At 67.4% G+C, this 24,810-nt stretch carries 27 protein-coding genes; 14 read left to right on the top strand and 13 right to left on the bottom strand.

The window, feature by feature from the left end:
- Positions 1-5: 5 nt before the first annotated feature.
- Positions 6-509 (bottom strand): DUF5797 family protein, encoded by a 504-nt coding sequence (locus FGF80_RS14605; protein WP_138654831.1) that lies wholly within the window; start codon positions 507-509, stop codon positions 6-8.
- Positions 510-783: 274 nt separating this feature from the next.
- Between FGF80_RS14605 and FGF80_RS14610 the strand changes: the two genes are divergently transcribed.
- The gene (locus FGF80_RS14610; RefSeq protein WP_006186364.1) at positions 784-1,092 is read left to right on the top strand and encodes a transcription factor S; all 309 of its coding nucleotides are present in this window, start codon (positions 784-786) and stop codon (positions 1,090-1,092) included.
- A gap of 291 nt (positions 1,093-1,383) precedes the next feature.
- On the opposite strand, the gene FGF80_RS14615 is transcribed toward FGF80_RS14610, so the two are convergent.
- The 3 genes from FGF80_RS14615 to FGF80_RS14625 all read right to left on the bottom strand — a co-directional run bounded on the left by FGF80_RS14615 (position 1,384) and on the right by FGF80_RS14625 (position 3,555).
- On the bottom strand, positions 1,384-2,184 hold the full coding sequence (locus FGF80_RS14615; protein WP_175417043.1) for a methyltransferase domain-containing protein: 801 nt from the start codon (positions 2,182-2,184) through the stop codon (positions 1,384-1,386).
- On the bottom strand, positions 2,181-2,567 hold the full coding sequence (locus tag FGF80_RS14620) for a nascent polypeptide-associated complex protein (RefSeq protein WP_006186366.1): 387 nt from the start codon (positions 2,565-2,567) through the stop codon (positions 2,181-2,183). The genes FGF80_RS14615 and FGF80_RS14620 overlap by 4 nt, the downstream gene beginning before the upstream one ends.
- A gap of 130 nt (positions 2,568-2,697) precedes the next feature.
- A complete protein-coding gene (locus FGF80_RS14625; RefSeq protein WP_006186367.1) occupies positions 2,698-3,555 on the bottom strand; it encodes an SDR family oxidoreductase in 858 nt (285 codons plus the stop codon).
- A gap of 98 nt (positions 3,556-3,653) precedes the next feature.
- On the opposite strand from FGF80_RS14625, the gene FGF80_RS14630 reads away from it, so the two are divergent.
- On the top strand, positions 3,654-4,268 hold the full coding sequence (locus FGF80_RS14630) for an HD domain-containing protein (protein ID WP_138654835.1): 615 nt from the start codon (positions 3,654-3,656) through the stop codon (positions 4,266-4,268).
- Positions 4,269-4,287: 19 nt separating this feature from the next.
- Here the strand turns inward: FGF80_RS14630 and FGF80_RS14635 are convergent, their stop codons facing one another.
- The gene (locus FGF80_RS14635) at positions 4,288-4,776 is read right to left on the bottom strand and encodes a PUA domain-containing protein (RefSeq protein WP_006186369.1); all 489 of its coding nucleotides are present in this window, start codon (positions 4,774-4,776) and stop codon (positions 4,288-4,290) included.
- Positions 4,777-4,969: 193 nt separating this feature from the next.
- Here FGF80_RS14635 and FGF80_RS14640 point away from each other — a divergent pair, with 193 nt between their 5' ends.
- Entirely contained in the window at positions 4,970-5,158 is a 189-nt protein-coding gene (locus FGF80_RS14640) for a hypothetical protein (RefSeq protein ID WP_006186370.1), read from the top strand.
- A 45-nt stretch (positions 5,159-5,203) separates the two neighbouring features.
- Here the strand turns inward: FGF80_RS14640 and FGF80_RS14645 are convergent, their stop codons facing one another.
- Positions 5,204-5,701, bottom strand: a complete 498-nt coding sequence (locus FGF80_RS14645; protein ID WP_006186371.1) for a LabA-like NYN domain-containing protein — start codon at positions 5,699-5,701, stop codon at positions 5,204-5,206.
- Positions 5,702-5,776: 75 nt separating this feature from the next.
- Positions 5,777-6,601: a M48 family metallopeptidase gene (locus FGF80_RS14650; RefSeq protein ID WP_049908153.1), complete on the bottom strand. Its 825-nt coding sequence runs from the start codon at positions 6,599-6,601 to the stop codon at positions 5,777-5,779.
- A gap of 333 nt (positions 6,602-6,934) precedes the next feature.
- Here FGF80_RS14650 and dapA point away from each other — a divergent pair, with 333 nt between their 5' ends.
- From dapA to FGF80_RS14665, 3 genes are read left to right on the top strand one after another with little or no spacing between them, the layout of a single operon-like run.
- On the top strand, positions 6,935-7,858 hold the full coding sequence (dapA, locus tag FGF80_RS14655; RefSeq protein ID WP_138654837.1) for a 4-hydroxy-tetrahydrodipicolinate synthase: 924 nt from the start codon (positions 6,935-6,937) through the stop codon (positions 7,856-7,858).
- Complete coding sequence (gene dapB, locus FGF80_RS14660; RefSeq protein ID WP_138654839.1) at positions 7,855-8,622, top strand: 4-hydroxy-tetrahydrodipicolinate reductase; 768 nt, start codon at positions 7,855-7,857, stop codon at positions 8,620-8,622. Before dapA ends, dapB begins: the two co-directional genes overlap by 4 nt.
- Positions 8,619-9,455, top strand: coding sequence for a 2,3,4,5-tetrahydropyridine-2,6-dicarboxylate N-succinyltransferase (locus tag FGF80_RS14665; RefSeq protein ID WP_138654841.1), 837 nt, complete (start codon positions 8,619-8,621; stop codon positions 9,453-9,455). The genes dapB and FGF80_RS14665 overlap by 4 nt, the downstream gene beginning before the upstream one ends.
- Before the next feature lie 47 nt (positions 9,456-9,502).
- Here the strand turns inward: FGF80_RS14665 and FGF80_RS14670 are convergent, their stop codons facing one another.
- Positions 9,503-10,252 carry a hypothetical protein gene (locus tag FGF80_RS14670; RefSeq protein WP_006186376.1) on the bottom strand — a complete coding sequence of 250 codons (750 nt, stop codon included), beginning with the start codon at positions 10,250-10,252 and terminating at the stop codon, positions 9,503-9,505.
- A 145-nt stretch (positions 10,253-10,397) separates the two neighbouring features.
- On the opposite strand from FGF80_RS14670, the gene lysA reads away from it, so the two are divergent.
- From lysA to FGF80_RS14690, 4 genes are all read left to right on the top strand, one after another.
- A complete protein-coding gene (gene lysA, locus FGF80_RS14675) occupies positions 10,398-11,738 on the top strand; it encodes a diaminopimelate decarboxylase (protein ID WP_138654843.1) in 1,341 nt (446 codons plus the stop codon).
- 4 nt (positions 11,739-11,742) lie between these two features.
- The gene (gene dapF / locus FGF80_RS14680; protein ID WP_138654845.1) at positions 11,743-12,573 is read left to right on the top strand and encodes a diaminopimelate epimerase; all 831 of its coding nucleotides are present in this window, start codon (positions 11,743-11,745) and stop codon (positions 12,571-12,573) included.
- A complete protein-coding gene (locus tag FGF80_RS14685) occupies positions 12,570-13,763 on the top strand; it encodes a M20 family metallopeptidase (protein ID WP_138654847.1) in 1,194 nt (397 codons plus the stop codon). The genes dapF and FGF80_RS14685 overlap by 4 nt, the downstream gene beginning before the upstream one ends.
- Before the next feature lie 127 nt (positions 13,764-13,890).
- Positions 13,891-14,760 carry a hypothetical protein gene (locus tag FGF80_RS14690; RefSeq protein ID WP_138654849.1) on the top strand — a complete coding sequence of 290 codons (870 nt, stop codon included), beginning with the start codon at positions 13,891-13,893 and terminating at the stop codon, positions 14,758-14,760.
- Positions 14,761-14,807: 47 nt separating this feature from the next.
- On the opposite strand, the gene FGF80_RS14695 is transcribed toward FGF80_RS14690, so the two are convergent.
- Both FGF80_RS14695 and purB read right to left on the bottom strand, forming a co-directional pair.
- On the bottom strand, positions 14,808-15,587 hold the full coding sequence (locus tag FGF80_RS14695) for a CPBP family intramembrane glutamic endopeptidase (RefSeq protein WP_138654851.1): 780 nt from the start codon (positions 15,585-15,587) through the stop codon (positions 14,808-14,810).
- A 74-nt stretch (positions 15,588-15,661) separates the two neighbouring features.
- Positions 15,662-17,047 carry an adenylosuccinate lyase gene (gene purB, locus FGF80_RS14700; protein ID WP_138654853.1) on the bottom strand — a complete coding sequence of 462 codons (1,386 nt, stop codon included), beginning with the start codon at positions 17,045-17,047 and terminating at the stop codon, positions 15,662-15,664.
- A 177-nt stretch (positions 17,048-17,224) separates the two neighbouring features.
- Between purB and purH the strand changes: the two genes are divergently transcribed.
- Complete coding sequence (purH, locus tag FGF80_RS14705; protein ID WP_138654855.1) at positions 17,225-18,865, top strand: bifunctional phosphoribosylaminoimidazolecarboxamide formyltransferase/IMP cyclohydrolase; 1,641 nt, start codon at positions 17,225-17,227, stop codon at positions 18,863-18,865.
- A 54-nt stretch (positions 18,866-18,919) separates the two neighbouring features.
- Here purH and FGF80_RS14710 read toward each other — a convergent pair whose 3' ends face one another.
- Positions 18,920-19,363, bottom strand: coding sequence for a DUF5518 domain-containing protein (locus FGF80_RS14710; RefSeq protein ID WP_175417044.1), 444 nt, complete (start codon positions 19,361-19,363; stop codon positions 18,920-18,922).
- A gap of 166 nt (positions 19,364-19,529) precedes the next feature.
- Here FGF80_RS14710 and FGF80_RS14715 point away from each other — a divergent pair, with 166 nt between their 5' ends.
- Positions 19,530-20,855 (top strand): glycerate kinase type-2 family protein, encoded by a 1,326-nt coding sequence (locus FGF80_RS14715; protein WP_138654859.1) that lies wholly within the window; start codon positions 19,530-19,532, stop codon positions 20,853-20,855.
- Between the two features lie 36 nt (positions 20,856-20,891).
- Here FGF80_RS14715 and FGF80_RS14720 read toward each other — a convergent pair whose 3' ends face one another.
- A complete protein-coding gene (locus tag FGF80_RS14720; RefSeq protein ID WP_138654861.1) occupies positions 20,892-21,752 on the bottom strand; it encodes an amidohydrolase family protein in 861 nt (286 codons plus the stop codon).
- A 160-nt stretch (positions 21,753-21,912) separates the two neighbouring features.
- Between FGF80_RS14720 and thsA the strand changes: the two genes are divergently transcribed.
- Together thsA and FGF80_RS14730 are read left to right on the top strand one after the other, a co-directional pair.
- Complete coding sequence (thsA, locus tag FGF80_RS14725) at positions 21,913-23,457, top strand: thermosome subunit alpha (protein ID WP_049908158.1); 1,545 nt, start codon at positions 21,913-21,915, stop codon at positions 23,455-23,457.
- A 116-nt stretch (positions 23,458-23,573) separates the two neighbouring features.
- A complete protein-coding gene (locus FGF80_RS14730) occupies positions 23,574-23,945 on the top strand; it encodes a HalOD1 output domain-containing protein (RefSeq protein WP_138654863.1) in 372 nt (123 codons plus the stop codon).
- Between the two features lie 39 nt (positions 23,946-23,984).
- Here FGF80_RS14730 and FGF80_RS14735 read toward each other — a convergent pair whose 3' ends face one another.
- Positions 23,985-24,803 (bottom strand): SAM hydrolase/SAM-dependent halogenase family protein, encoded by an 819-nt coding sequence (locus FGF80_RS14735; RefSeq protein WP_006186389.1) that lies wholly within the window; start codon positions 24,801-24,803, stop codon positions 23,985-23,987.
- Positions 24,804-24,810 lie beyond the last annotated feature (7 nt).

Consider the following 24,810-nt stretch of genomic DNA (forward strand, 5'->3'; position numbering starts at 1 on the left):
CGGCATCAGTCCGAAACGGCGACCTCGAGATCCTCGCGCTCGACCGCCAGCCGGAACGTGGGGACGGTGCGGTACTCGACCTCGACGACGCCCTTCCGGCGCAGACTCTGAAGCCCCGACCGGACGGCTTCGGCCTCGGGATCGATATCGTACTCCGCCCGGAGCTTGTGGAGCACCGAAACGACGCTCTCGGTGCGGTCCGTCGGCCCCGCCATCACCGCGACGATCCGCGTCTGTAACTCGGGCACGCGGATCTTGGAGGGGACGCCGTCGCCCTCGGGATCGCTCTCGATGCCCGGCTCGACGTCGACCAGGTCGGCCGCCGCCGCGGTCGCACGGATCAGGCTGTTGTCGTCCCGGAAGTAGTAGTCGCCGAGTTCGTCCTCGAGGTACTGGTGGACCTCGCTGCCGCTTTCCATCCCCCACCGCTCCTGGAGTTCGGAATTCTTCGTCGGCTGTAGCTCCACCACGTCCGCCAACCGGTCCTGGGCCTCCTCCGAGAGCGTCATGGTGGAACCGTATGGTGATCCGGTACTTTTGCGTTGCGTCCCGCCGCGGGCCCCGGGCCCGCGTCCGTTCGCGCACGCCCGCCGTCAAACTCAGCCGGATCGAACCCGTCCTGGCTGACCTCGAGTCGGAACGCAACAACGGCCTGCCACGAGCGGCCGTCGGCGGGCCCTCCCACTCCGCGGGCGAGGGATAGCGCTCGAGCGACCGCGGCGGGCCGAGGGGCGGCCCCAAACGGGTGCCTTAAGTCGCTCGCCCTCCGTAGCCCGGACAACGATGGAATTCTGCGACGAATGCGGTTCGATGATGAAAGCCGAGGACGGTCTCTGGGAGTGTGGCAGTTGCGGCTATACGGAGCCGAAAGGCGACGCCGACCAGTACATCGTCACCGACGATCAGGAGGCCAGCGAAATCATCGAGTCGTCCGGCGAGACATCGTTGCCCGAAACCGACGCCATCTGTCCCGAATGTGGCAACGACCGCGCCCACTGGTACATGCAACAGATCCGGTCGGCCGACGAGTCCGAGACACGCTTTTTCATCTGTACCGAGTGCGAACACAAGTGGCGCGAGGACGACAACTAGAACCGAACTTTTGCGCTGCGGGCGCGGCTTCGCCGCGCCCTCGGCAAAACTTCGATGAAAAGCACTCCTCCCTCCCCTGGCTCGCGGCCTTCGGCCGCTCGCCTCGACGCGGCGCTTCGCGCCGCGCTCTCCGGGTCAGTCGTCGGCCCGCTCGCTCGTTTCACTCGCTCGCGGTCAGTGTTGGGTGACGGCCTGCCCTCCCCCGAGTCGCGGGCTCCTCGCGTTGCTCGGAGCCCGCTCTCGGCCATCGCTCTCGCGAGTTGAAGACAGGTTTGAGGAAAGAAGATCGCCCTATTCGTTGCGCGCGATCGTCAGATAGCCGGTATGCCCGACGGGTGCGGTCGTCGGCCGCGACCCACGGTCGTCGAACTGCATCTCGCGCTGGATCGTCTCGCGGGTCGTGACGTTTGCGAGGCCGACCTCGCGGGCCGTCCGTGCGACCTCGCGGGTCGACTCGATGAAGGGGCTGTAGACCGCGACGAAGCCGCCGTCGACCAGCAGGTCCGGGGCGTGTTCGACCATCGCGGGCGCGTCGGCCGTATCGAGGGTCATAACGTCGAACGACGACGGCTCGAGGGCGTCGACCTCGTCGGTCACGTCGCCGGTCCGGACGTCGACGGCGTCGGCCACGCCGCCAAGCGCCATGTTCTCGCGGGCCACGTCGGCGAACTCGGCGTCCTGCTCGTAGGTCACGACTTCGGCACCGGCCCGAGCCAGCAGGGCCGCGAGGACGCCGGTTCCGGTACCGGCGTCGAGGACCCGATCGCCGCCGGCGATGCCGGTCTCGCCGATGACGAGCCCGATGTCGCGGGGCACCATCGGCGCGCCGGTCCGCTCGAAGTGATGGAAGAGGTCCGGGCCGCGCAACCGGCGCACCTGAAACTCATCGCCCAGATGCGTTTCGATGGTGTCGCCCGACTGCACGTCCGTGGGGACCTCGAGCACGCCGAGGTCGGTTCCCTGTTCGCCGCCGGGTTCGACGAGATACTCGCGGTCCCCGCGAACGAGCAGCACCGGGACGCGGTTGCTCTCGCCCTCGGTTCCGGCGTCCTCGCTGTCGTCTTCGATATCGTCGCCGCTCACGCGAGTCACTCGAGGGACTCGATCGCCGCGGCGAGGTCGCCGCCGTTGTCCTCGAGCGCCGCGCGGGCCTCGTCCTCGCTGACGCCGGCACGCGTCGCGACGAGGTCGATATCATCGTCGGGGATCGACGAACCGGCGTCGGAGTCGTCCGCACCGCCGGCGCTGCCGCCGGCCGAGCCGGCCTCGACTTCCGCGGGCGAGCCGATGACCTGGTAGGTCTCCTGGCCGCGGGCGTCCATCTTCGTGACTTCGGCGTCGTCGAAGACGAGGTCGTACTCGTCGGTCCGGATAATGACTTCCTCGGCGTCGATGTCCTCGACATCGATGCCCATCTGTTCCATCATCTGTTCCATCTTGCGCGGGTTGAGTCCGCCGCCGCCTCCTCCAAACATACTCGACACGTGGCCACGGGTGACCTTTTAGTTTGTCGTTCGCCCGAGAGTGGGGACGGGCTCCCGGCCGTCAGTGTCGGCGACCGCAGGACGACTCGAGGTCGCGCCGCCGATCGTACAGCAGCCCGTCTCAGGCGTCGTCCGGCCGCGAGTAGTCCGGATCGAACAACTGTGCCGACGTCGGTTCGGGATCGCCTTCGGTGAGGTTGTACTCGGCGAAGTCCTCGACGCCGGCCTCGCGGAGGAAGTCCTCGTCGTAGACGCGGTTCCCGGTGAACTCGGCTGGGTCGCGGGCCAGAATCTCGAGGACCGTATCCGAGACGATGTCGGGCGTGCGCCAGTCGTCTTCGGTCCCCATCTCGAAGTACCGGGTCGCGCGCGTGTCGATCGCGGTGACCGGCCAGAAGGTGTTACAGCCGATCTCGTCGTCGGCCAGTTCCTGTGCCATCGACAGCGTCACGAACGACATCCCCATCTTCGACCAGGAGTAGGCGGCCGATCCCGGGGCGCGGTCGAGTTCGACCGGCGGCGCGTTCGTCAGGATCCAGGCGTCTTCCTCGACGCCCTTGAGGTGGTCGATGAACGCCCGCGAGACGAGGTAGGTGCCGCGCACGTTGACCTCGTTCAGGAGGTCGTAGCGACTTGCCGGTAGGTCCTCGACCGCTCCCATCTGGATGGCCGAGGCGTTGTTGATGACGATATTGATCTCGCCCATCTCGTCGATCGCTTCCTCGACGGCCGCCTCGATGGCGTCCTCGTCGCGCACGTCCAACTGGATCGCGTGCGTCTCGACGCCCGTCTCGGCGCACTCCTCGGCGGTCTTGTGGATCGTTCCTTCAAGGTCCGAGTCCGAGTCGTCGACGGTCTTCCCCGTCGAAACGATGTCACAGCCGCGTTCGGCGAGCGCGAGCGCGAGTTGCTTTCCGATTCCGCGCGTGGTACCCGTTATAAACGCGGCCTGTCCGCTCAGATCTGGTTTCTGTGGCATTCGTGATTGATACACACTCCCGCGCCCCTAATAGTCCATTCAAACTCCCGGACCGCCGATCGACGTTTTCAATCCCCGCCGGCGCGTGGGTGAGCGTAATGGCCGACGAACTCGACGCCCTTCTCGAGGCCCTCGAATTGAAAGACGAGCGCCGGACCGGATGGGTCCTCCGCGGGATCGAATCCCCGGAGTCGGTTGCAGCCCACACGTGGGGCGTGGCGACGCTGTGTCTGTGCTACGCCGACCGTGCCGACAATGTGGACCGGGACCGCGCGGTATCGATGGCGCTGGTCCACGATCTCGGGGAAGCGCGGACGGGCGACGTTGCGACGCGCGCCGAAGACGGCAATCAGCGGGTCGACGCCGAGGAGAAAGTCGCCCGCGAGCGGGACGCGATCACGGATCTGCTCGAGCCGTTCGACCGCAACGACGAGTTCCGGTCGCTCTGGCAGGCGTACGAGGCCCGTGAGACCCCGACGGCGCGGTTCGTCAAGGACATGGACCTGATCGACAACTGTCTGCAGGCACTCAAATACGAGCGCGAGGAACGGTACGACGAGACCGATCGCAACGAGGCGTTCGACGAGTACGAGAACCTCGACGAGTTCTTCGCGACGGCCGCGCCCCGACTTCGAACGCCGATCGGCGAACGGCTGTTCGAGGCGATCAAGACGCGGTACGAGTGTGAGATCGGCCGGGAGTGTCAGCTGTAGCGGGCCGGCGACCGCCCGTTTACGTCTCGGCGGGTGCGCCCTCGCGCACGTTGACCGCCATCCCCGTCTCGAAGTCCCGGATCGCGCCGGCGTCGAGCCGTGCCGTCCCGACCGCGAGCAACTCGCCGCGCTCGTGGACGACCAGTACCTCGTCGCCCGGCCGGATCTCGTCGCCGACCGCGAGGACGAACTTCGTGAACACGTTCTTTTCCTCGCGGACGAAGGGCTCGCTCTCGTCGTCGACGACGACGCGGTAGGCGGGTTCGGCGAGCGCGTCGGCGAGCCGGCGACCGCCCTCGAGGCCCAGCGTGAACCGGCCGTCGATGCCGAAGGAGACGATCCGGCCGTCGTCGGCGTGAATCTGCTGTGGTCGGCCCGACGACGTCCGTTTGACCGTCAGCGATTCGGCGGGCGGGAACAGTGCTGTGCCCGCGCCCGCTCCGAACTGGTAGTCCGCGATCGTTCGGAGCTGGGGCAGTCCCGCGCTCCCGTCTGTTGACTCGCTCATTGACCGGGCTTCGAGGCGGCGGGTCGAAAGCCCTTCGACCTGACTGCGCGGGTCGCTCTCGGCGTCCCCGCGGTGGGGTCTCGTCGGTGCCCACGGACGACACTCCCGCCCGGCCGTCCCGCCGAACAACGACCTCCCAACCGGAAGAGAATGGTGACGCTTATACTAACCGATACGGTACGTCCGCTATCACATGGACGTCACGCAAATCGGGCTCGGGGCCACCCTGTTCGTCATCGGTTCCCTGACGCTCGCCGGCCCCGCTACGCTCGTCACGGGGCCGTTCGTCTATCTCTTGACGGGCGCGACCCTGCTCGTCACGGCGTACGCACTGGTGATCGGCCTCTGGCAGCGCCGGCCACCGAACTCGAGTACCCAGTGACTCGACGTCCACCGCCCGAGACGCGGGTCGGTAGCCGCACCGATCTCAGAGCAGGAACGTCTCGTGGCGGTCGCCGAGGTCGAGGAACGAATCGGAGGCCTCGATGAGCTCCTCGGCCGTCGAGGACTCGAAGGCCATGACTTCCACGCGGACGCCCTCGTGGCGCAGGTGTGAACACAGCCGCGAGAAGTCGCCGTCGCCCGTACAGAGGACGATCGTGTCCACGTGATTCGCGAGCGTGACCGCGTCCAGGCTCATTCCGACGTCCCAATCGGCCTTCTTGGAGCCGTCCGCGAAGGTCTTGATGGCCTTGATCTTCGGCTCGAAACCGATATCGATCAGCGCCTCGAAGAAACTCTCTTCCTCCGGCGAGTCGGCACGGATGACGTAGGCGATCGCGCGCGTGAGTTGCCGATCTTGAACGGCCTTCTCGAGCAGCGCGGAGTAGTCGATGTTCCGGCTGTGGAGGCTTTGTGCGGTGTGATAGAGGTTCTGCGCATCGACGAGGACGGCGACGCGCTGACCGGGATGAATTTCAGTCATATACTAGCATGTCGCGGGCGGCCATAAAAAATCGCGGCGTTCGATCTTCCGAGACCCGCCCCCTGGGGGCGGCGCTTAGCTTCGGAGTTTCTGGATGCGCTTTTCGGTCGGCGGGTGCGTCGCGAACAGCGTCTGCAGAAGTCCGTTCTCCGAATTGAAGATACACAGCGCGCTTACGCTGTCGTCGACCTGTGATTCGCGACCCTGCGCTCCCTGTGAGATCTTCTCGAGGGCGCGGGCCAGCGGGTCGCCGCTCCCGATGTACTGGCGTGCGTCCTCGTCGGCGACGTACTCGCGGTACCGCGAGATGGCCAACACGAAGACCATCACGAGCATCTGGGCGATGTTCGAGATGACCATTCCGACGATGAAACTCCCGATGTTGCGCTCGCCGCCCATCATGTAGACCATGTAGGCGACCCAGCCGACCATCATGGCGATGGAACTGCCCAACACCATGGCGACGACGTCGCGGTTTTTGATGTGGGCGAGTTCGTGGGCGATCACGCCCTCGAGTTCGTCGCGCTGGAGGAGGCGGATGAGTTCCGTCGAGACGACGACGACGCCGTTGCCCTTGCGACCGGTCGCGAAGGCGTTGGGGACGCCCATATCCATGACCATCAGTTTGGGCTTTTTAATGCCCATATCCCGACAGAGCGAGTCGACTGTCCGATGGATATCCTGATACTGGCCGTCCTCGGGCATCGGCTCGGCCCGTCTGGTCGCGGACCAGGTCCCGATCTTGTACTGGATAACCGGCAACACGAGCAGTCCCAGGAGAACGAAGGGCCACGCGCCGAAGCCGAACATCGCCAGGCCGAAAGCGCCGACGAGCATGTAGAACGCGAACAGGATCGAGCCGACGACCGCCATTCGCACTTTCAATCCGAAATCCGTCATAGACGACTATAAGTAACGACTCGGGATAAATGACGCGGACCCGGGCTGTAAGCTCTCCCACACGATCGGGAGGCAAAGACACAACTAATAAGTCGGAATAGGCCAGTCCACCGTACATGCGTCTCGCCGCTCACCCGATCGCCGGTTCCGTCGTGAGTGGCGTCCGCCCTCGGTTTCTCAAACGTAAACGTGCGTAGGTGTGCTCGTTGCGGGCTGGCAACCCGTTTCGGGGACGATTCGACCGCGCACGATCGATTCCAGTAACTACCCGCCGATCGGAACCGATACACCGCCGATCGTGCTGGCTACGCGACCCAAGAGACCACACGACACATGAGTTCAGCTATCGACCTTTCGGGCGTCTTCCCGGCGATGTGCACGCCCTTCGACGATGACGAACGGATCGACTTCGAAACACTGCAAGCGGACGCCCAGCGCCTCGAGGCCGCGGGCGTCGACGGACTCGTCCCCGTCGGCTCGACGGGCGAGTCGGCGACCCTGACCCACGACGAACACGTACAGGTCGTCGAGGCGGTCATCGAGGCCGTCGACGATGTCCCTGTCATCGCCGGGACGGGATCGAACAACACGCGCGAGGCGCTCGAACTCTCCGAACGCGCCGCCGACGCGGGTGCCGACGGCCTATTGCTCATTTCGCCGTATTACAACAAGCCCGAGCAACGCGGGCTGCTCGAGCATTACCGAACGGTCGCGGACGCCGTCGACCTGCCACAGATCGTCTACAACGTGCCCTCGCGGACGGGCCGGAACATCGAGCCCGATACCGCCGTCGAACTCGCAAGCCACGACAACATCGCGGGGTTCAAGGCCGCCAGCGGCGATCTGGGCCAGATCGGCGAGATCGCCGAGCGAACGGCCGACGAGGCGTTCGCCGTCCTCTCGGGCGACGACGCGCTCACCCTCCCGACGATCTCCGTCGGCGGAACCGGGACGATCAGCGTCGCGGCGAACATCGAACCCGAGCGCACGTGTGCGATGGTCGGTGCGGCGCTCGACGGCGACTACGCCCGCGCTCGAGCGATCCACCACGAACTCGGGCCGCTGTTCCGCGGGCTCTTCGTCGAGACCAACCCGATCCCGGTCAAGGAGGCCATGCGAATCCGCGGCTACGGTCCCGCTCGCATGCGGTCGCCGCTCACCCGACTGGCAGCGGAGTACCGCGAGGATCTCGAGGCGGTGCTGTCCGATCTCGAGCGCGACTCGGCGGCGGTCGCCGACACGGAGGGCGAGCGATGACGACGCGGATCGGCGTCACCGGCGCGACCGGCCGCATGGGCCGGGAAGTGATCGCCGCGGCGACGGGCCGCGAGGACTGCGAGGTCGTCTGTGCCGTCAACCGGGAGCCCGCCGGGGCGATCGTCGACGGCGTCGAGATCGAGCCCGCAGCGGAGTTCGAATCGCTGGTCGCCGATCGGGAGCCGACCGCCGTGATCGACTTCACCGGGCCGGCGTCGGCCGCCGACTACGTCGCGACCTGTGCCGACGCCGGCGTCGCGTTCGTCACCGGGACGACCGGGTTCGACGACGAGGGGTACGAGGCGCTCGAGGCGGCCAGCGAGGACACCGCCGTCCTCCACGCGCCAAACTTCGCCCGCGGGGTTCAGGCGCTTGTCAACGTCGTCGGCGAGGCCGTCCGGAACCTGCAGGGCTACGACGTGGAACTCGTCGAGACCCACCACAACGGAAAGCGCGATGCGCCGAGCGGCACCGCCAACCGGCTGCTCGAGGAGATCGAGGCAAACGGTGACTTCGGCGGCCGCACGCATGGCCGCGAGGGCGACGCACCGCGAGAGGCGGGCGAGATCGGCGTCCACGCGCTGCGGGCGGGGGATATCACGGGCGAACACGAGATCGTCCTCGCGGGCAACCACGAGGAGGTACGGCTGACACACCGCGCCGAGGATCGCGGCGTCTTTGCCGCGGGCGCGGTCGACGCGGCGGTCTGGATCGCCGGACAGAAGGCAGGGTGGTACGACTTCGCAGACGTGATCAGCGAATGAGCGCACTCGAGACCGAAATCGGCGAGCTGTGGGAGCGCAAGCAAAACGGCGACATCAGCGCCGAGAACGCCGGCGACGACGCGTCCGCGACGCTCGAGGCCTTCCTCGACGCCCTCGAGGCCGGCGAGGTCCGCGCCGCCGAGAAACGGGGCGACGAGTGGGAGGCAAACGAGTGGGTCAAACAGGGCATCCTGCTCACCTTCGGCCTCCGCTCGATCGGCCAGTACGAACACGGCGGTACGACGTACAACGACGTGCTGCCGCTGGCGGACGCGAGCGACTACGGCAATCGTGGGAGCCGCAACACGCCGGACGGTACCGTCGTTCGCCGCGGCGCGAACATCGGCTCGGACTGCATCCTGATGAGTCCCGCCTTCGTCAACATCGGCGCTCGGGTCGGCGACGGGACCCTCGTCGACTCCTGCGATACGGTCGGTTCCTGCGCCCAGATCGGTGACAACGTCAAACTCGGCGCGAACACGCTCATCGGCGGCGTCCTCGAGCCGGTCGAGAACGCGCCGGTCATCGTCGAGGACAACGTGTCGCTGGGCGCGGGCTGCCGAGTGACGAGTGGCTTCGTCGTCGGCGAGAACAGCGTCGTCGGCGAGAACACGCTGCTGACGCCGCGAATCCCCGTCTACGACCTCGTCGAGGAGGAGGTCATCTACGGCGAACTGCCCGCCGACCGCCGCGCGTTCACTCGGTTCGTCGAGTCCTCGATCAGCGACCACGACCTCTTCGAGGGTGGCGCGTACAAGCCCGCCGTCGTCGCGACGGATCTCGAAACGGAGACGCTCGAGGCGACCGAACGCGAGGACGCGCTGCGGGAGTAACCTCGTTCGCTGCCGATTTCCTTCGGGAGACTCGCCTTCACGTCGATTCAGCGGCGCTCGTTCCCGACGTAGGTCACCTCGACGCGCCGAGAGAGATGACCGAGCAGTGAAAGCCCGAGCAACGGCGCGAGATACGTCAACAGGAAATCGAGGCCGCGCGCCGGAAGAGACGGGGCGCTCCGCTCGGCCAGCGTGACGTACTGGAAGCTCTCGTCCTCGAGTCGGATCGGTGTGTCAGGAGTCTCGACCTTGCGATGAGAGTCGGCGGCTCCGCTTCGCGCGGCTTCGGCGATGGTCGGTGAGACCTCATCGGCCGTCACGGGGATACTCACGTCACGTAGCACCTGCTCGAGCGTCGTCCGCTCGAGCGCCAGATCGATGCGGTAGCCGTCGTTCTGTCGGGCCGACTCGTTCGCGATGTATATCGTCTCGTAGACGGTCTCGTTGAGGAGGACGTACTGGTAGCGGTCGTCAACCGGCGGCCATACACGACCGGCACTGCCGTATTGGATATCCGTCGGGACGGTCCGATTCTCGAGCAGTAATCGCTCGAACGCACACGCTCGACTGTCCCACGGTATCCCGTCCGTACAGGCAATTTCGTCGCGAAGCGGTGTTTCGTGCGAGACGGCGTCGGCATCGGCGTAGTCGATGCTACCGTTGCCGGCCGTCACCGCCGTCCGCTCGTACCGATAGGTCGGTTCGTCCACGTGCAACGGCAGTACCCACAGGGACGCAGCGAGCAATCCGAGCGCGAGGATGGCGAGAACGACATCGCGACGGATCGTGAAAGGCATCGGGCGAACGTCTCGCGAGCAACGGGTTAGTATTTATTATCCAACTTCCGGAAGATGGATAATATCGATCCGGTATTCGAACGGCGGAGTGAGACGGGAGTCCGGAATCCAAACCTTGAATTCTCACGGTCACGTGGACTTGACAATGACTGACGTTGCGGATTCGCCGCCCGTTCGCCGCCTCTCCGACTGGGACGCGGCCGAACTACTGGCGCTCGTCGACGACTACGGCACGCCGCTGTACGCGCTCGACCTCGAGCGCGTCCGCCGGAACTACCGACGGCTCGAGGCCGCCTTTCCCGACGCCGACGTTCTCTACGCGGTGAAGGCGAACGCGCTGGGTGAGGTGCTGTCGACGCTGCACGAAGCGGGCGCTGGCCTCGAGTGTGCCTCCGCCGGCGAAGTACAGCGGGCGCTCGCGGCGGGTGCACTCGGCTCCGAGATTCATTATACGGCGGTTAACCCGCCCGCGGGCGACCTCGACTGGATCGTCGACGCCTGGGCGGACCACCCCGACCTGACAGTCACCGCCGGCTCCGAGGACACGATCGATCGCCTCGCAGATCGGGGCTACGACGGTCGGCTCTGCCTCCGCGTGAATCCGGGGATCGGTGCCGGCCACCACGAAAAGGTCCGGACGGGTGCCGCGGCGAAGTTCGGCGTCCCCGCGGAGCGTGCGGTCGACGTGCTCGCGGATGCCGCCGCCCGCGGCTTCGACGTCGTCGGCATCCACGCTCACGTCGGCTCGGGCGTCTCGAGCGACCAGCTCGATGCCCACCGGGAGTTCGTCGCGCGGATGGGTGATCTCGCTCGAGACGCTGCGGGGGCCGTCGGCGACCTCGAGTTCGTCGACATCGGCGGCGGCTTCGGCGTGCCCTATCGCGAGGACGAGGCCCCGCTGGACCTCGAGCGCGTCACGGACGCGACGCGGGACGCGCTCGGCGAGCTCGACGCGGCGTTGACGATCGAACCCGGCCGCTACTTCGTCGCGGACGCGGGCGTGCTCCTCACCACGGCGAACACGGTCAAGGATGCCCGCGAGACGACCGTCGTCGGCGTCGATGCGGGGCTGACGACGCTGCTCCGACCGGCGATGTACGACGCGTACCACCCGATTCGGAACCTGACTGCCGACGCGAGCGAGCGTGGCTCCTCCCGCGAACGGAGCCCCCAGACCGTCGCCGGCCCCATCTGCGAGAGCGGCGATGTTTTCTGTACCGACCGTGAACTCCCGGGAAGCGAACGCGGGGATCTCCTCGCGATCGGCAACGCGGGGGCCTACGGCTACGAGATGGCGACCCAGTACAACACCCGACCCCGACCCGCATCGGTCGTCCTCGACGACGGCGACGTGCGACTCGCGCGCCGCCGCGAGACGATCGCCGACGTGACGCGGCCGGAGCGCGAGGCACTCCGCTCCTCGAGCGCGGACCGAAAGACCGACCACGACCGAGCGACCGACACCGACAACGAACGCGATCGATAGCACGATGAGTATCCCATTCCAGAAGTACCACGGCACCGGCAACGACTTTCTAATTATCCACGCGGACGAACACGTCCCCGATCGGGGGGCGCTCGCCGAACGCGAGTGCGACCGGACCGACGGCGTCGGTGCCGACGGTATCCTCTTTCTCGCACTCGAGGAGCAGTTCAACCCGCCACGCGTCGTGATGACGCTGGTCCAGCCCGACGGCGCGACGGCACCCATGTGCGGCAACGGCGCTCGCTGTGCCGCCGAGTGGGCGATGGATCGGACGGGCTCCGAGAGCGTGATGATCGATACCCAGGCGGGAACGCTGCGCGCCGAACGCGACGGCGAGGCCGTCGTCGTCGAGATGACCGAACTCACGTTCGTTCCCGACGAGGTTCCGGTCAACGCCGACGAACCGGTCCTCCGGGAGGAGATCGAGGGGCTCGAGGTCTCGGTCGTCAACACCGGCGTCCCCCACGCGGTGAGCTTCGTCGACGACGTTGACGACGTCGATCTCGAGGCGGTCGCGCCGCCGGTTCGCTACGCCGATGTCTTCCCGAAGGGGACGAACGTCTGCGTGGCCAGCCCGGACGGCTCGGGCGGGTTCCGCCAGCGAACCTACGAGCGCGGCGTCGAGGGCGAGACCGACTCCTGTGGCACCGGTGCGGTCGCCATCGCCGTCGCGGCGCGTCGCCTCGGTCTCACCGACGCCGATCCGGTCGCCGTCAGCCCGCCGGGCGGCGACCTTCGGGTGAGCTTCAACGACCGCGGGCGGCCGACGCTCGCCGGCCCCGTCGAACACGAGTTCGACGGCGAAGTGGCCGTCGAATCCCCGGTCGAGCCGTGACGGACGCCGATGCAGCCGTCGATGCCGGGAACGCCGACGCGTTCGACCCGATCGATTTCCTCGAGACCGCCGTCCAGCACCCCTCCCACGAGAATGTCGACCCGATGCGGGAGTTCCTCTGCGAGACGCTCGCCAACCAGGGGATCGAGCCCCACGTCGACGACGCCGGGAACGTGCTGGCGAACCGCGGCCGAGCGATCGAGGACGCCGAGACCCACGTCGTTTTGAATACCCACATCGATACGGTCTCGCCACACGTTCCCTTCGACCGCGACGCGGACGCTCCGGAAGCCGACGGTGCCCCGGTCGTTCGCGGCCGCGGCTCCTGTGACGCGAAGGGACCCCTCGCAGCGCTGCTCTCGGCGTTCTTCGCGGTCGACCCGACCGACGGCCGCGTCACGCTCGCGGTCACGCCCGACGAGGAGGTCCTGTCGACGGGGGCCCACGCGCTCGTCTCGAACGAGCAGCCGCCCACGCGGGACGCCGACGCGGTGATCGTCGGCGAGCCCACCGATCTCGACGTCTGTACGGCCGCGAAGGGACGGTTTCAGGGCACGATTCAGCTCTCCGGTGCCAACGCCCACGCCGCCGAACCCGACACCGGGAGCAACGCGGTCGCCGCGCTCGAGCCGGTGCTCGAGGCGATCCGGACGTTCGGCGAGCGCGCGGACGCGCCGCCGACCCACCCGCAACTCGGCGCGGCGACGCTGACGCCGACCGTCGTCGAGGGCGGCGAGGCGACCAATCAGGTGCCCGCCGACTGTGCGCTGACGGTCGACCGCCGGAGCGTGCCGCCGGAGACGGCCGACGACTTCCACGCGTCGCTGACCGCCCACCTGCGGGCCGCCGTCCCCGACGACGTAGCCCTCGCGTTCCGGTTTACCGACCGGCCGACGCCGTTTCTCGAGGCGTGGGAGACCGACCCCGACGCGGCAGTCGTCGACGTCCTCGCGGATGCCTCCGGCGGCGCGATGCGTCCGTTCACCGCGGCGACGGAGGCCTCCTACTTCGCGTCCGCGGCCCCGACGGTCGTCTTCGGACCCGGCGTTCTCGCCGACGACGAGGGAGCCGTCGCACACGCCCCGCGCGAGTACGTACGCGTCGATGCCGTCCGCAAAGCGGCGCGGGCGCTCGAGGCGACGGTGACCGAACTGCTCGAGGACCGGTCCCCGGCCGGCAGTCAAAGCTAATACTCGCTCCGGCTCGTATCCGTTTCCGCCGCGCTGACGTACCGTCCAACAGCCGTCCGTCCCCGTACGGTACCTGGCCGATCGACCGCACTTTTTTACCGGTTTCCCGTCTGTCTCGAGACGAACCGTGGTTCCCACTGTTGCCGCACTCCCCGTGCCGGGACGTACAGCCACCGCGCCGCTCTCGCAAGCGGCGTCGGTGACGCTCGCCTGGATGGCGATTACCGCCGTCGCCGCGACCGTCCTGTTGCTCGGCGCGCCGAGAGCGATGCGCGGATTTCGTGACGATCTCGTTACCGAGCCGGATACGACGTTCGCCGTCGGGTTCGTCGCCCTCTTCGGCGTGCTCGTCTGTTCCGGACTGCCGCTGTTCGTCGGCACGTCGCTCGAGCACTCGGGGCTGATCGCGGTCGGCCTGATCGTGGCCACGCCGGGACTGCTCGCGTGTGTCGTGTTGCTGATCGGCGGCGGCTGCGTCGGCACCGTCGCCGTCGGCGATCGGCTCGGCAACCGGCTCGGATCGGGAGCGCCGTCAGCGTGGCAGTCGCTCGGGCTCGGACTCCTCGCGGTCGGCGGCAGCCAGCTCGTCCCGATCGCCGGCACGATCGCGACGATCGCAGTGGCGAGCGTCGGCAGCGGTGCGATCGTCAATCACGGGACCGAAGCGTGGCGCGGCGAGCCGTTGCTCGGGGCGTCGGCCGACGGTCGCACCGATCGCCGGACGGCGGCTCGGTCAGCAGCGCCGTCGGAACGGGATCGGTCGGACCGACATGTCTCGAGCGACCCCACCGACGGCGGCGGGGACACGGACCCGATTCCGGCCGTGTCCGGGACTCGATCGACTGGAAAAACCGACCGCCGCGGCGACGCGTCGTGGGGGCTCGAGAACGGTAAACCGGATCTCGAGGCCGGCGACCGAGCGGCAGACGAGCGTCGGGGTACTGATGAAACGTCACGGGACGATCGCGGCGGCGAGCGCCGGGATGACGCGACCTGATCGATCGGCGGCGCGGGCAGGCGTCTCCCGGCCCGCCGACGGATCGGTCACGCGTAGGTCAGATAGTTCGTGAGATAGACGGTCGCGTTGAAGCAGCCGTGGATCAGCGCGGGGACGAGCAGCGTCCCGCTGCACTCGTAGAGGACCCCGAAGTACAGCCCGAGCGTCGTCACCGTCCCGAGGCTGACGACGACTGCGCTGGGTTCGGAACCCATGTAGACGGGCAGGTGGACCGCCCCGAAGACGAGCCCGGTCAGCACCACCGCGACCGCCGTCGGGAACGTCTCTCTGAGCCGCGACTGGAGGACGCCCCGGAACAGGAGTTCCTCGCCGGGCCCCGTCAACAGGACCGCGAGCGGAATCCCGAGGAGGAACAGGACCGGATACTCCCGGCCGGCCTCGATCCCGGAGTGAGTCGTCCCCTCGCTGCCGCCGAGCGGTTCGATCAGGTCGACGACCTGCTGGTAGCCGACGACCGCGACGAACGCGCCGATGAGACCGACGACGACCCAGCCGAGGTCCCAGCGGGTCGGTCGTCGGAGTCGGAGGAAGTCGACGATGAACTCCCGATCGAACCCGTGGCGGCGGACGATCAGATACGACACGGCGGTCCCACCGGCCCCGACGACGTTGAACGCCACCGAAAGCCCGATCTCGTCGACCGTTTCCGTGCTGTACCCCAGAACGGAGAGGTGACCGATCGTACCGATTCCCGCGGCCGTGCCGCTGAGATAGCCCAATACCCCGACTGCAAGACAGACGGTGATCGCCCGGCCACCGCGCTTGATCCGCGTTCCGATTCGCTGACGCCGTTGGCTCGAGGACACACGATCACGTTGCCGGGAGACACAAAAATAGGTACTGACACGTCGAGGCACCGGCGACCGCCGTCGCGGCGACCCTACTCGAGATCGTCGACCAACTCGCTCGCGACGCCGGTGTAGCCCGCCGGCGTCAGCGCGCTGAGTTCCTCGCGCACGCCCTCGTCGATGTCGAGTTCGTCGAACAGTTCGCGGAAGTCCACGAGGGTGACGTCCTTCCCGCGGGTGACGGCCTTGACGCGCTCGTAGGCGTCCGCTTGTCCCTCGCGGCGGAGGATCGTCTGGACGGCCTCACCGATGATCTCGGGGGTGGCCTCGAGTTCGTCGCGCATGACCTGTTCGTTGGGAACGACCTTCGAGAGCCCCGCAGCGGTCTTGCCGTAGCCGATCAAGCAGTGGGCGAAGGCACCGCCGATATTGCGTTTGACCGTCGAATCCGAGAGGTCCCGCTGGAGTCGGGAGGTGGTGACGTAGTCCGCGAGGAAGGTGAGATCCGAGTTGGCCTTCGAGAGGTTCCCCTCACTGTTCTCGAAGTCGATCGGGTTGACCTTGTGGGGCATCGTCGAGGAGCCGGTCTCGCCGTCGACGGCCTCCTGGCCCAGATAGCGATCGGAGACGTAGAGCCACACGTCCAGATCGAGGTCGAGGAGGACGGTATTGGCTCCGCGGAACGCGTCGAACAGCGCCGCGAGGTCGTCACAGGGGTTGACCTGCGTCGTCAGCGGCTCGAACTCGAGGCCGAGCCCCTCGACAAATTCCTGCGCGAAGGCCTGCCAGTCGACGTCGGGATAGGCCGCGACGTGGGCCGCGTAGGTGCCCGACGCGCCGCCGAGCTTGCCGCTGAGTTCGTCGGTCGCCTGTCGAATGCGTCCGGTGGCTCGGCCGAGCCGCGCGGCGTAAACGGCCATCTCCTTGCCGAAGGTCGTCGGCGTGGCGGGCTGGCCGTGGGTCCGCGCGAGCATCGGGATCGCGCGGTAGTCACGCGCCATGTCGGCAAGGGTGTCCCGCACGTCGTACAGCTGTGGCAAAAGCACCTCGTCGACCGCGTCGCGGACGAGTAGCCGGTGGGCGAGGTTGTTCACGTCCTCGCTCGTCAGCCCGAAGTGGATCCACGGCGAGGCGTCGCTGCCTTCGGGGAGTCGGTGCCGGACGAAGTACTCGATGGCCTTGACGTCGTGGTTCGTCGCCTCGAACTCGGCGTGACCCTCCGTCTCGAGTTTCTTGATCAGCTGGGCGTCCTCCTCGGCGAAGTGCTGGTAGAGGCCACGCAGGTGGTTGCGATCGTCGAGATCGAGTTCGAGCGGCGTCGCCTCGAGTTCCGCCAGCGTGATCAGGTACTCGACTTCGACGCGAACGCGGGCGCGCATGAGCGCGGCCTCGCTCGCGTACGGCGACAACGGTGCGGTCCGGCCGTCGTACCGGCCGTCCAGCGGCGAGACGGCGTACAGGGCGTCGGTCTCGGTCATACTGGCCGTTGGTCCGGGCCGTCGCAAAAGCGTATCGATACCGTGACCCGTTCGAGACCACGAGCGTGTATACCTCCGCGCAGTCGATGGCGAATGTGGCCGTAATAATGCACAGATGTGCATATGTTGGCGCTCGAGACCGCAACCACTTTGCCGCTCGCGGGTGCGGACTAGACCATGACGCGAATCGCCGGGATGGCCGGCAACCGAGGGCGCAACCTGTTGAACATCGCCGACCGCGAACCGGGCGGAGCCGAGTTCGCCGTCGTTTTGACGACCGACCCGGACGCGCCGGTGCTCGAGGCCGCCGCCGAGCGCGACATCCCGACCGAGGTCGTCCCGCTCGCCGACGAACTGAGCCGCCGCGAGCACGAGGAGGCGGTAGTCGAGGCGCTGTCCGACTACGAGTTCGACCTCGTCTGTCTGGACGGCTACATGCGAATCCTCTCGAACACCTTCCTCGACGAGATGCCGACGACGCTGAACGTCCACCCCGCACTGTTGCCGTCGTTCCCCGGCATGGACGCCTGGGGCGACGCGCTCGAGGCCGGCGTCTCGGTGACGGGTTGTACGGTCCACGTGGTCACGGACGCGACCGACGAGGACGGGGCGGTCGTCGAGGAAAAAGTCGATGCCGGTCCGATCGTCACGCAGGAACCGATCCCGGTTTACGAGGGCGACGACGAGGAGACCCTGAAGGATCGCGTTCTCTACGAGTGCGAGTTCCGCGCCTATCCGCGAGCCGTGAAGTGGTTCGCGGAGGGTGCGATGGACGTGGATCTCGCGACAGGCGAGGTATCGGTCGACGCCGATGTTGCGACCGCCGAGGGAGACGACCACGACGGTCTCCCGGCGCGACGGCTGGTCTCCGACGATCGCGCGGAGACGCTTCGCTACGGGGAAAACCCCCATCAGGACGCTGCGGTCTACACCGACTACACCTGTGACGAGGCCAGCGTCGTCCACGCCGACCAGTTAAACGAGGGCGCGAAGGCGCTGTCGTACAACAACTACAACGACGCCGACGGCGCGCTCAATCTGATCAAGGAGTTCGACGAGCCAGCCGCAGCGGTCATCAAACACACCAATCCGGCGGGCTGTGCGACCGCCGACTCGCTCGCCGCGGCCTACGAGAAGGCCCTCTCAACGGACCCGATGAGCGCCTTCGGCGGCATCGTCGCCCTCAACCGCGAGTGCGACGCCGCGACCGCCGAGCAGGTCATCGACTCGTTCAAGGAAGTCGTCGTCGCGCCCGGCTATACCGACGCCGCCCTCGAGGTCCTCCTCGAGAAGGACAACCTCCGCGTCCTCGATGTCGGCGACCTGAACGAGACACGCACCGAACGCTTCACGGAGAAGCCCCTCGTCGGCGGGCGACTCGTCCAGGAACGGGATCTACAGTCGATCTCGGCCGCCGACCTCGAGATCGTTACTGAGCGCGAACCGACAGACGCGGAACTCGAGACGATGGTCTTCGCGTGGCAGACCCTGAAACACGTCAAGTCGAACGGCATCTGCTTTGCCGACGGCACGGAGACGGTCGGGATCGGCATGGGGCAGGTCTCCCGCGTCGACGCGGTTCGGCTGGCGGCGATGAAAGCCGACGAGCACGCCGAGGGCAAGGACGCCGAGGGCGCGGTCATGGCTTCGGACGCCTTTTTCCCGTTCCCGGACGGGATCGAGGAGGCCGCGGAGGCGGGCATCGAAGCGGTGATCCAGCCCGGTGGCTCGGTCAACGACGAGGACGTAATCGAGGCCGCCGACGAGCACGACATGGCGATGGTGTTTACCGGCCAGCGGTCGTTCAGACACGACTGAACGAAGCGACGGCGCATCCGACGTTTCGGCGGGACTGACTGACAGCGGTCCGTTTCAGTGTCCAACCCCTGGGACTCGGATGCGGCCGACCGTCCCGCCAAGCCAGTCGCCGATCCACGCGCCGATCATGGCGACGACGATGGCCATGCCGACGCCGAGCACCGTGAACCCGGCCACGAACGTGACGGTAACTGCCCGGAGCCACGGCGGCGAGGTCGTCTCAGTGAGGGCGAAAACCACCATATCGCTGCACTGCCAGAGCACCGGCAACGCACTGATACACCCGACTCGAGTCGCGACTCGGGAGCGGTCGGTGGAGCCGGATTCGTAGAGATAGCCCGCCAGCAGGCCGGCGTAAAACACCGGGCCGAAATCGATCTCGGTCCCCGTCCGCACGTAGCTGGCGGTCGTAAACGGCAGCGCGGCGACGCCGGCGACGAGTGCCACCCGCCACGCGTCGTCCTCGAGTAGGGTTCGGAGGATCGGGGTACGGCTCACAGTCGTCATTCATGTCCACGGGAGTATAAAGACAAGCCATCGACACGCCCGACCAGCGGGCCGCGGCCGCGAGCGCTCGGTGGCGAGCGAGCCGTCACCGTTCGACCGGGCGATCCGTCGCGGTCGATGCCACGAAGCTATCAGCACCGTCCCCGTTCGTGTGGCTATGATCGCGAACCGTGATCGCCTCGCCGCGAGCGAGGCCCGCGACATCGCACTCGACTGCGTCGTGGCCGGCATCGAGGCGGGCCATCCTCGAACGGTCGTCCGCGATACCGTCGCTCTCGAGGGTGCGACGCTCCGCATCGCGGACGCGACGTACGACCTCCGCGAGTACGACACCCTCGTCGTCCTCGGCGGCGGCAACGCCGCGGCACACGTCGCCGTCGCGCTCGAGGCGATTCTGGGTGATCGAATCGATAGCGGCGTCGTCGTCACGGACGATCCCGCCGAGACCGAGCGCGTGACGGTCCGGGCGGGTGACCACCCGATACCGAGCGAGCGCGGCGTCGACGCGGCGGGCGACGTCCTCGCAGCGGCGGACGCGGCCGACGGGGATACGCTCGTGCTAGCGGCGATCACCGGCGGCGGAAGCGCCCTCATGCCCGCACCCGCGGGGGACCTCTCCCTCGCCGATCTCCGGACGACCACCGACGCCCTGCTCGCCAGCGGGGCCGACATCGGCGACATCAACGCGGTCCGCAAGCACCTCTCGGCGCTGAAGGGGGGCCGACTGGCGCGCCGCGCCGTCCCCGCGACGGTCGCTTCGCTCGTCCTCAGCGACGTGGTGGGGAACGACCCGAGCGTGATCGCCAGCGGCCCCGTTGCGCCCGACGAGTCGACCTTCGACGACGCGCTCGCAGTCCTCGAGCGGTACGAAATCGACGCTCCCGGCTCCGTCCAAGCTCGCCTCGAGCGCGGAGCCGCCGGCGAGATCGCCGAAACGCCCGGACCCGACGACGCGGCGTTCGAGACCGTTTCGAACCACATCATCGCGGACGGCATGACCACCCTCGACGCGGCTCGCGATGCGGCGGCCGAGCGGGGGTATGAGACGCTCGTCCTTTCTTCGCGCGTTCGTGGTGAGGCTCGCGACGCGGCCGCGACCCACGTCGCGATCGCGGAGGAGGTGCTGGCGACCGGCAGGCCGGTCGCGCCGCCGGCCGTCGTGCTTTCCGGGGGCGAGACGACGGTGACGGTCCGGGGCGACGGGACGGGCGGACCGAATCAGGAGTTCGCGACGAGCGCGGCGCTCCACCTCGCGGACGGGAGCGAAATCGCGGTCGCTGCGGTCGACACCGACGGCAGCGACGGGGCGACCGACGCGGCGGGCGCGCTGGTCGACGGGACGACCGTCGCCGATCCCGACGCGGCGCGCGAGGCCCTCGCGAACAACGACGCCTATCCGTACCTCGAGTCCCGGGACGGGCTGCTCTGCACGGGCCCCACGGGAACGAACCTGAACGACCTGCGGGTCATCGGTATCGAGTAGACCGTCCACGGCCCGGAGCGGCTCGAGCCGGCCGACTCAGCTCCAGTAGTCCCCATCGGGCGCGAGCGGGTCGATCACGCGGCAGGCGTTTTTCGAGAAGGCACGACGCAGCAGGTCCTCCGAGACATCGAGGGTCAGGATCTCCATGACAGCGACGTTCGGGTGACAGGCGGGTGCGCCGCTCCCGAAGAAGACGCGATCGGGGTGTTCCATGAGCGCCCGCTCAAGGTGGTCGCGATACCGGACGAAGCTCGTCTCGAGATAGCAGTCGTCGTATTCGGCGAGCAGATCGATCATCTCGGTCATGAGCGACCGATCGAGCGGATAGCCGCCGAAGCAGCCGACGACGACGGGGAACGAGCGCTCGAGGAGGACGTCCGCGAGCGTCTCGGGCGGGGCGTCGACGCCGCCGCGGACGATCACCGGCAGGCCGACGTCCTCGAGAGCCGCGAGAACGTCGTCGTCGGGGTAGTCGTCGACGGCGGGGTCGAGGACGAACCCGTGAAAGCGATCGTCGTACGCGTACTTCTCGATGTCTTCGGGGGACGTGTGGTAGCCCTCGCGACTGCTGACTGCGTTGCGCAGACGGCCGGTCGCGTTTCGACCCGGCGTCTGGGTACCGTTGATTCGGGCGAAAGCGACGAACGGGCGGTCGACGCTCCGTCTGGCGACGCCGTTGTTCGGCGCGAGATAGCTCGTCTCCGCCAGCGCCGGCGGGCAGACGACCGACCGCGTGATCCCGGCCTGATGCATCTCCCGTTCGAGCCGTTCCGCCGTCATCGGTCGCCCCCCGTGCCCCCCACTACCGTCCGTCGGCGGCAGCCGCGTCGAGACGTCGACGACGCGGAACCCGTGTTCCAACTCCAGCATCTTCCGAAACGTTTCGCATCGATCCATATTTCCCTACCGGCTCCGTCGCCGCCCGCCGTGGCGGTCGTTCACATGCGCAATCGCAAGACGGAGCGGCGGTCGGAGGGAAAGAATTATATAGAAGTGCTGACGACATGGTTAGTGAGGATCAACGATGGCACAACAGCGACGCATGGGTGGGCAGCCCATGTTCATCATGAGCGAGGATAGTCAGCGAACGCAGGGTCGCGACGCGCAGTCGTCGAACATCATGGCCGGCAAGGCCGTGGCCGAGTCGGTACGCACGACGCTCGGACCCCGCGGTATGGACAAGATGCTCGTCGACTCCGGCGGGGACGTCGTCATCACCAACGACGGGGCGACCATCCTGAACGAGATGGATATCGAGCACCCCGCGGCACAGATGATCGTCGAGGTCTCCGACTCCCAGGAGGAGGAAGTCGGCGACGGGACGACCACGGCTGCGGTGCTCGCCGGCAACCTGCTGGGCGAGGCCGAAGACCTCATCGAGCAGGACGTCCACGCGACGACGATCGTCGAAGGATATCACGAGGCCGCCGAGATCGCCCTCGAGGCGATCGACGAACAGGTCAACGAGGCCGACGTCGATGACGAAATCCTCCGGCAGGTCGCCGAGTCGAGCATGACCGGCAAGGGCACCGGCGGACTCACCGCCGCGTCGCTGGCGGAGACGGTCGTCGAAGCGATCCGCCACGTCGATACTGACGCGGGCGTCGCACGCGACAACGTCACCGTCCACACACAGATCGGAGCCTCGTCGAACGCGACCGAACTCGTCCCCGGAATCGTCGTCGACGAGGACCCCGCTCACGACGGCATGCCGAGCGAGGTCGAGGACGCGTCGATCGCCGTTCTGGACGTCGAACTCGATGTCCGCACGGGCGATGTCGACGCCGAGTACGCCATCGACTCGATCGACCAGCTCAACGCCGCAATCGACGCCGAGGAGGGCGAACTCGAGGGCTACGCCGAGACCGTCGCCGAGAGCGGTGCCGATGTCGTCTTCACGACCGAAGACGTCGCCGACCGCGTCGCCAACGCCCTCGCCAACGAGGGCGTCCTCGTCTTCGAGGGACTCGGCGACAGCGACGCCCGGCAGGTCGCCTCCGCGACCGGCGCACGCCGCGTCGGTGACCTCGACGACCTCGAGGAATCCGACTTCGGCTCGGCCGACCGCATCCACACCGAGACCTACGGCGATGACGACCTTGCCTTCGTCGAGGGCGGCGCAGCGGCCGAGACGGTCACCGTCTTCGTCCGCGGCGGCACCGAACACATCGTCGACGAACTCGAGCGCGCCATCGGTGACGCGCTCGATGTCGTCGCGACGGCGCTGGAATCCGGCGAAGTCGTCCCGGGTGCCGGCGCGACCGAAATCTCGATCGCGGACAAGATCCGCGAGGAAGCCGCCGGTATCGAGGGTCGCAAGCAACTCGCCGTGACGGCCTTTGCCGACGCGGTCGACATCGTCCCACGCACGCTCGCGGCCAACACCGGACGCGACCCGATCGACGTGCTCGTGGACCTTCGTGCCGCCCACGAATCCGAGGGTCGAGCCGGCCTGATCACCAAGGGTGACGAGGTCACGATCGACGATCCCTTCGAGCACGGCGTCGTCGACCCCGCCGACGTCAAGCGCGAGGCCGTCGAGAGCGCGACCGAGGCCGCCACGATGATCGCCCGCATCGACGACGTTATCGCGGCCGAATAACGTCGCCGTTCGCGACATCCGTTTCGAACGTCCGCTTTTTTCGAGCGCTGTTGTCCCGATAGCCATCACGATTAGCCAATAGTGTTAAGTGTTAACATCAATCAGTTAGAAGTATTATGTCCGGAACTGCTCCGCGAGACACACTGACGCCGATCGCCGTCACTGACGGCCGCACGGTCTACTACGACGACGACCGTGGCACCTACCACACGTGGTGCGAGGACGGCGCGTACGAGCCGGTGAGTACGGCACTGCTCATGACCGTCTCGTCGGTGCTCGGGATCGAACCGGACGATCTCGAGTCGCTCTCCGAGTGCGTCGAACCGGACGCGCTGAACGCCCTCTTCGTCCACTGGCGCGGTGCCGGCCCCCGTTCCGGTGACGGGGCGATCACGTTCACGTTTTCGCAGTGCGTCGTCACGGTCCGCGCCGACGGCGAGCTCGTGATCGATCCGGCCCGGACACACGCCGGTCCGACCGGCGATTGATTCGGGGTTCCACCGCCGTGTTTCATCCCCACTGAGCCGTCACGAGGACGCTTCGAGGACGACTCGATCGCCGGGCGCGAGGCCGAACGCGTCCTCACCGCGGCCCCGATTGACATCGAGTTCCACGTACCCGTGACTGCCGACGGTCGCGAGTCGGGCACCCATGGAAACGGCCGCGAAGGTCTCGCCGACCGGAACCGCGTCGCCGTTTACCAGGACCCGGGCCCGGCCGTCGAGGAACGACCCGGGAACGTTCGTGATCGCGTTCCCGAACCCGTCGACAACCATCACCTCGCCGATTGCACGGTGCCCCTCGAGATCGGCTGTCGGAAGTTCGAGGTCGACCGCGACGGCCCCCGACTCGAGACACGTGAGCGAGCCGAGCGCATCGCTCTCGACGTCGTGAACGGCGGCGGCAGCGGGGGCGAAGACGTCCCGACCGTGAAAGGTGTTGCTCCGCGGTGAGCGGTGCTCGCTCGGCTGTGACGGTATCGTCGGTTCCACGGTATCGAGTTCGTCCTCGGCGATCACGTATGCCTCGAGTTCGCCGTCGTCGCCGCCCGCGAGTCGCCGCGCCGCGGGGCACAAAACTCCGTTATCCGGGCCCACGAGCGTGTGGTCGCCGGCACGGAGCACCAGCGCGGCCCGCTCGGTGCCGACACCGGGATCGATCACGACGAGGTGGGTTGCCGGAGGGAAGTACGGCAATACCTCGCGAAGCCAGAACGCCGCCGTTCGAACGTCCTGCCGCGGAAAATCGTGCGCGACATCGACTAATCGAGCATCCGTCCGCTGTCCCAGTACGCCCTTCATCGCCGCCGGATACGGCGTGCCGAAGTCGGACGCGAGCGTAATCATGAACGGC

It is taken from the genome of Natrinema pallidum (assembly GCF_005890195.1).
Taxonomy (GTDB): Archaea; Halobacteriota; Halobacteria; order Halobacteriales; family Natrialbaceae; genus Natrinema; species Natrinema pallidum.

Coding starts and splice junctions, on each gene's coding strand:
- purB (WP_138654853.1), bottom strand. CDS start 17,047: ATGACCGAGACCGACGCCCTGTACGCCGTCTCGCCGCTGGACGGCCGG.
- FGF80_RS14670 (WP_006186376.1), bottom strand. CDS start 10,252: ATGCCTTTCACGATCCGTCGCGATGTCGTTCTCGCCATCCTCGCGCTC.
- FGF80_RS14640 (WP_006186370.1), top strand. CDS start 4,970: ATGGACGTCACGCAAATCGGGCTCGGGGCCACCCTGTTCGTCATCGGT.
- thsA (WP_049908158.1), top strand. CDS start 21,913: ATGTTCATCATGAGCGAGGATAGTCAGCGAACGCAGGGTCGCGACGCG.
- FGF80_RS14610 (WP_006186364.1), top strand. CDS start 784: ATGGAATTCTGCGACGAATGCGGTTCGATGATGAAAGCCGAGGACGGT.
- FGF80_RS14635 (WP_006186369.1), bottom strand. CDS start 4,776: ATGAGCGAGTCAACAGACGGGAGCGCGGGACTGCCCCAGCTCCGAACG.
- purH (WP_138654855.1), top strand. CDS start 17,225: ATGACGCGAATCGCCGGGATGGCCGGCAACCGAGGGCGCAACCTGTTG.
- dapA (WP_138654837.1), top strand. CDS start 6,935: ATGAGTTCAGCTATCGACCTTTCGGGCGTCTTCCCGGCGATGTGCACG.
- lysA (WP_138654843.1), top strand. CDS start 10,398: ATGACTGACGTTGCGGATTCGCCGCCCGTTCGCCGCCTCTCCGACTGG.
- FGF80_RS14630 (WP_138654835.1), top strand. CDS start 3,654: ATGGCCGACGAACTCGACGCCCTTCTCGAGGCCCTCGAATTGAAAGAC.
- dapB (WP_138654839.1), top strand. CDS start 7,855: ATGACGACGCGGATCGGCGTCACCGGCGCGACCGGCCGCATGGGCCGG.
- FGF80_RS14720 (WP_138654861.1), bottom strand. CDS start 21,752: ATGGATCGATGCGAAACGTTTCGGAAGATGCTGGAGTTGGAACACGGG.
- FGF80_RS14645 (WP_006186371.1), bottom strand. CDS start 5,701: ATGACTGAAATTCATCCCGGTCAGCGCGTCGCCGTCCTCGTCGATGCG.
- FGF80_RS14625 (WP_006186367.1), bottom strand. CDS start 3,555: ATGCCACAGAAACCAGATCTGAGCGGACAGGCCGCGTTTATAACGGGT.
- FGF80_RS14665 (WP_138654841.1), top strand. CDS start 8,619: ATGAGCGCACTCGAGACCGAAATCGGCGAGCTGTGGGAGCGCAAGCAA.
- FGF80_RS14730 (WP_138654863.1), top strand. CDS start 23,574: ATGTCCGGAACTGCTCCGCGAGACACACTGACGCCGATCGCCGTCACT.
- FGF80_RS14735 (WP_006186389.1), bottom strand. CDS start 24,803: ATGATTACGCTCGCGTCCGACTTCGGCACGCCGTATCCGGCGGCGATG.
- dapF (WP_138654845.1), top strand. CDS start 11,743: ATGAGTATCCCATTCCAGAAGTACCACGGCACCGGCAACGACTTTCTA.
- FGF80_RS14650 (WP_049908153.1), bottom strand. CDS start 6,601: ATGACGGATTTCGGATTGAAAGTGCGAATGGCGGTCGTCGGCTCGATC.
- FGF80_RS14620 (WP_006186366.1), bottom strand. CDS start 2,567: ATGTTTGGAGGAGGCGGCGGCGGACTCAACCCGCGCAAGATGGAACAG.
- FGF80_RS14605 (WP_138654831.1), bottom strand. CDS start 509: ATGACGCTCTCGGAGGAGGCCCAGGACCGGTTGGCGGACGTGGTGGAG.
- FGF80_RS14715 (WP_138654859.1), top strand. CDS start 19,530: ATGATCGCGAACCGTGATCGCCTCGCCGCGAGCGAGGCCCGCGACATC.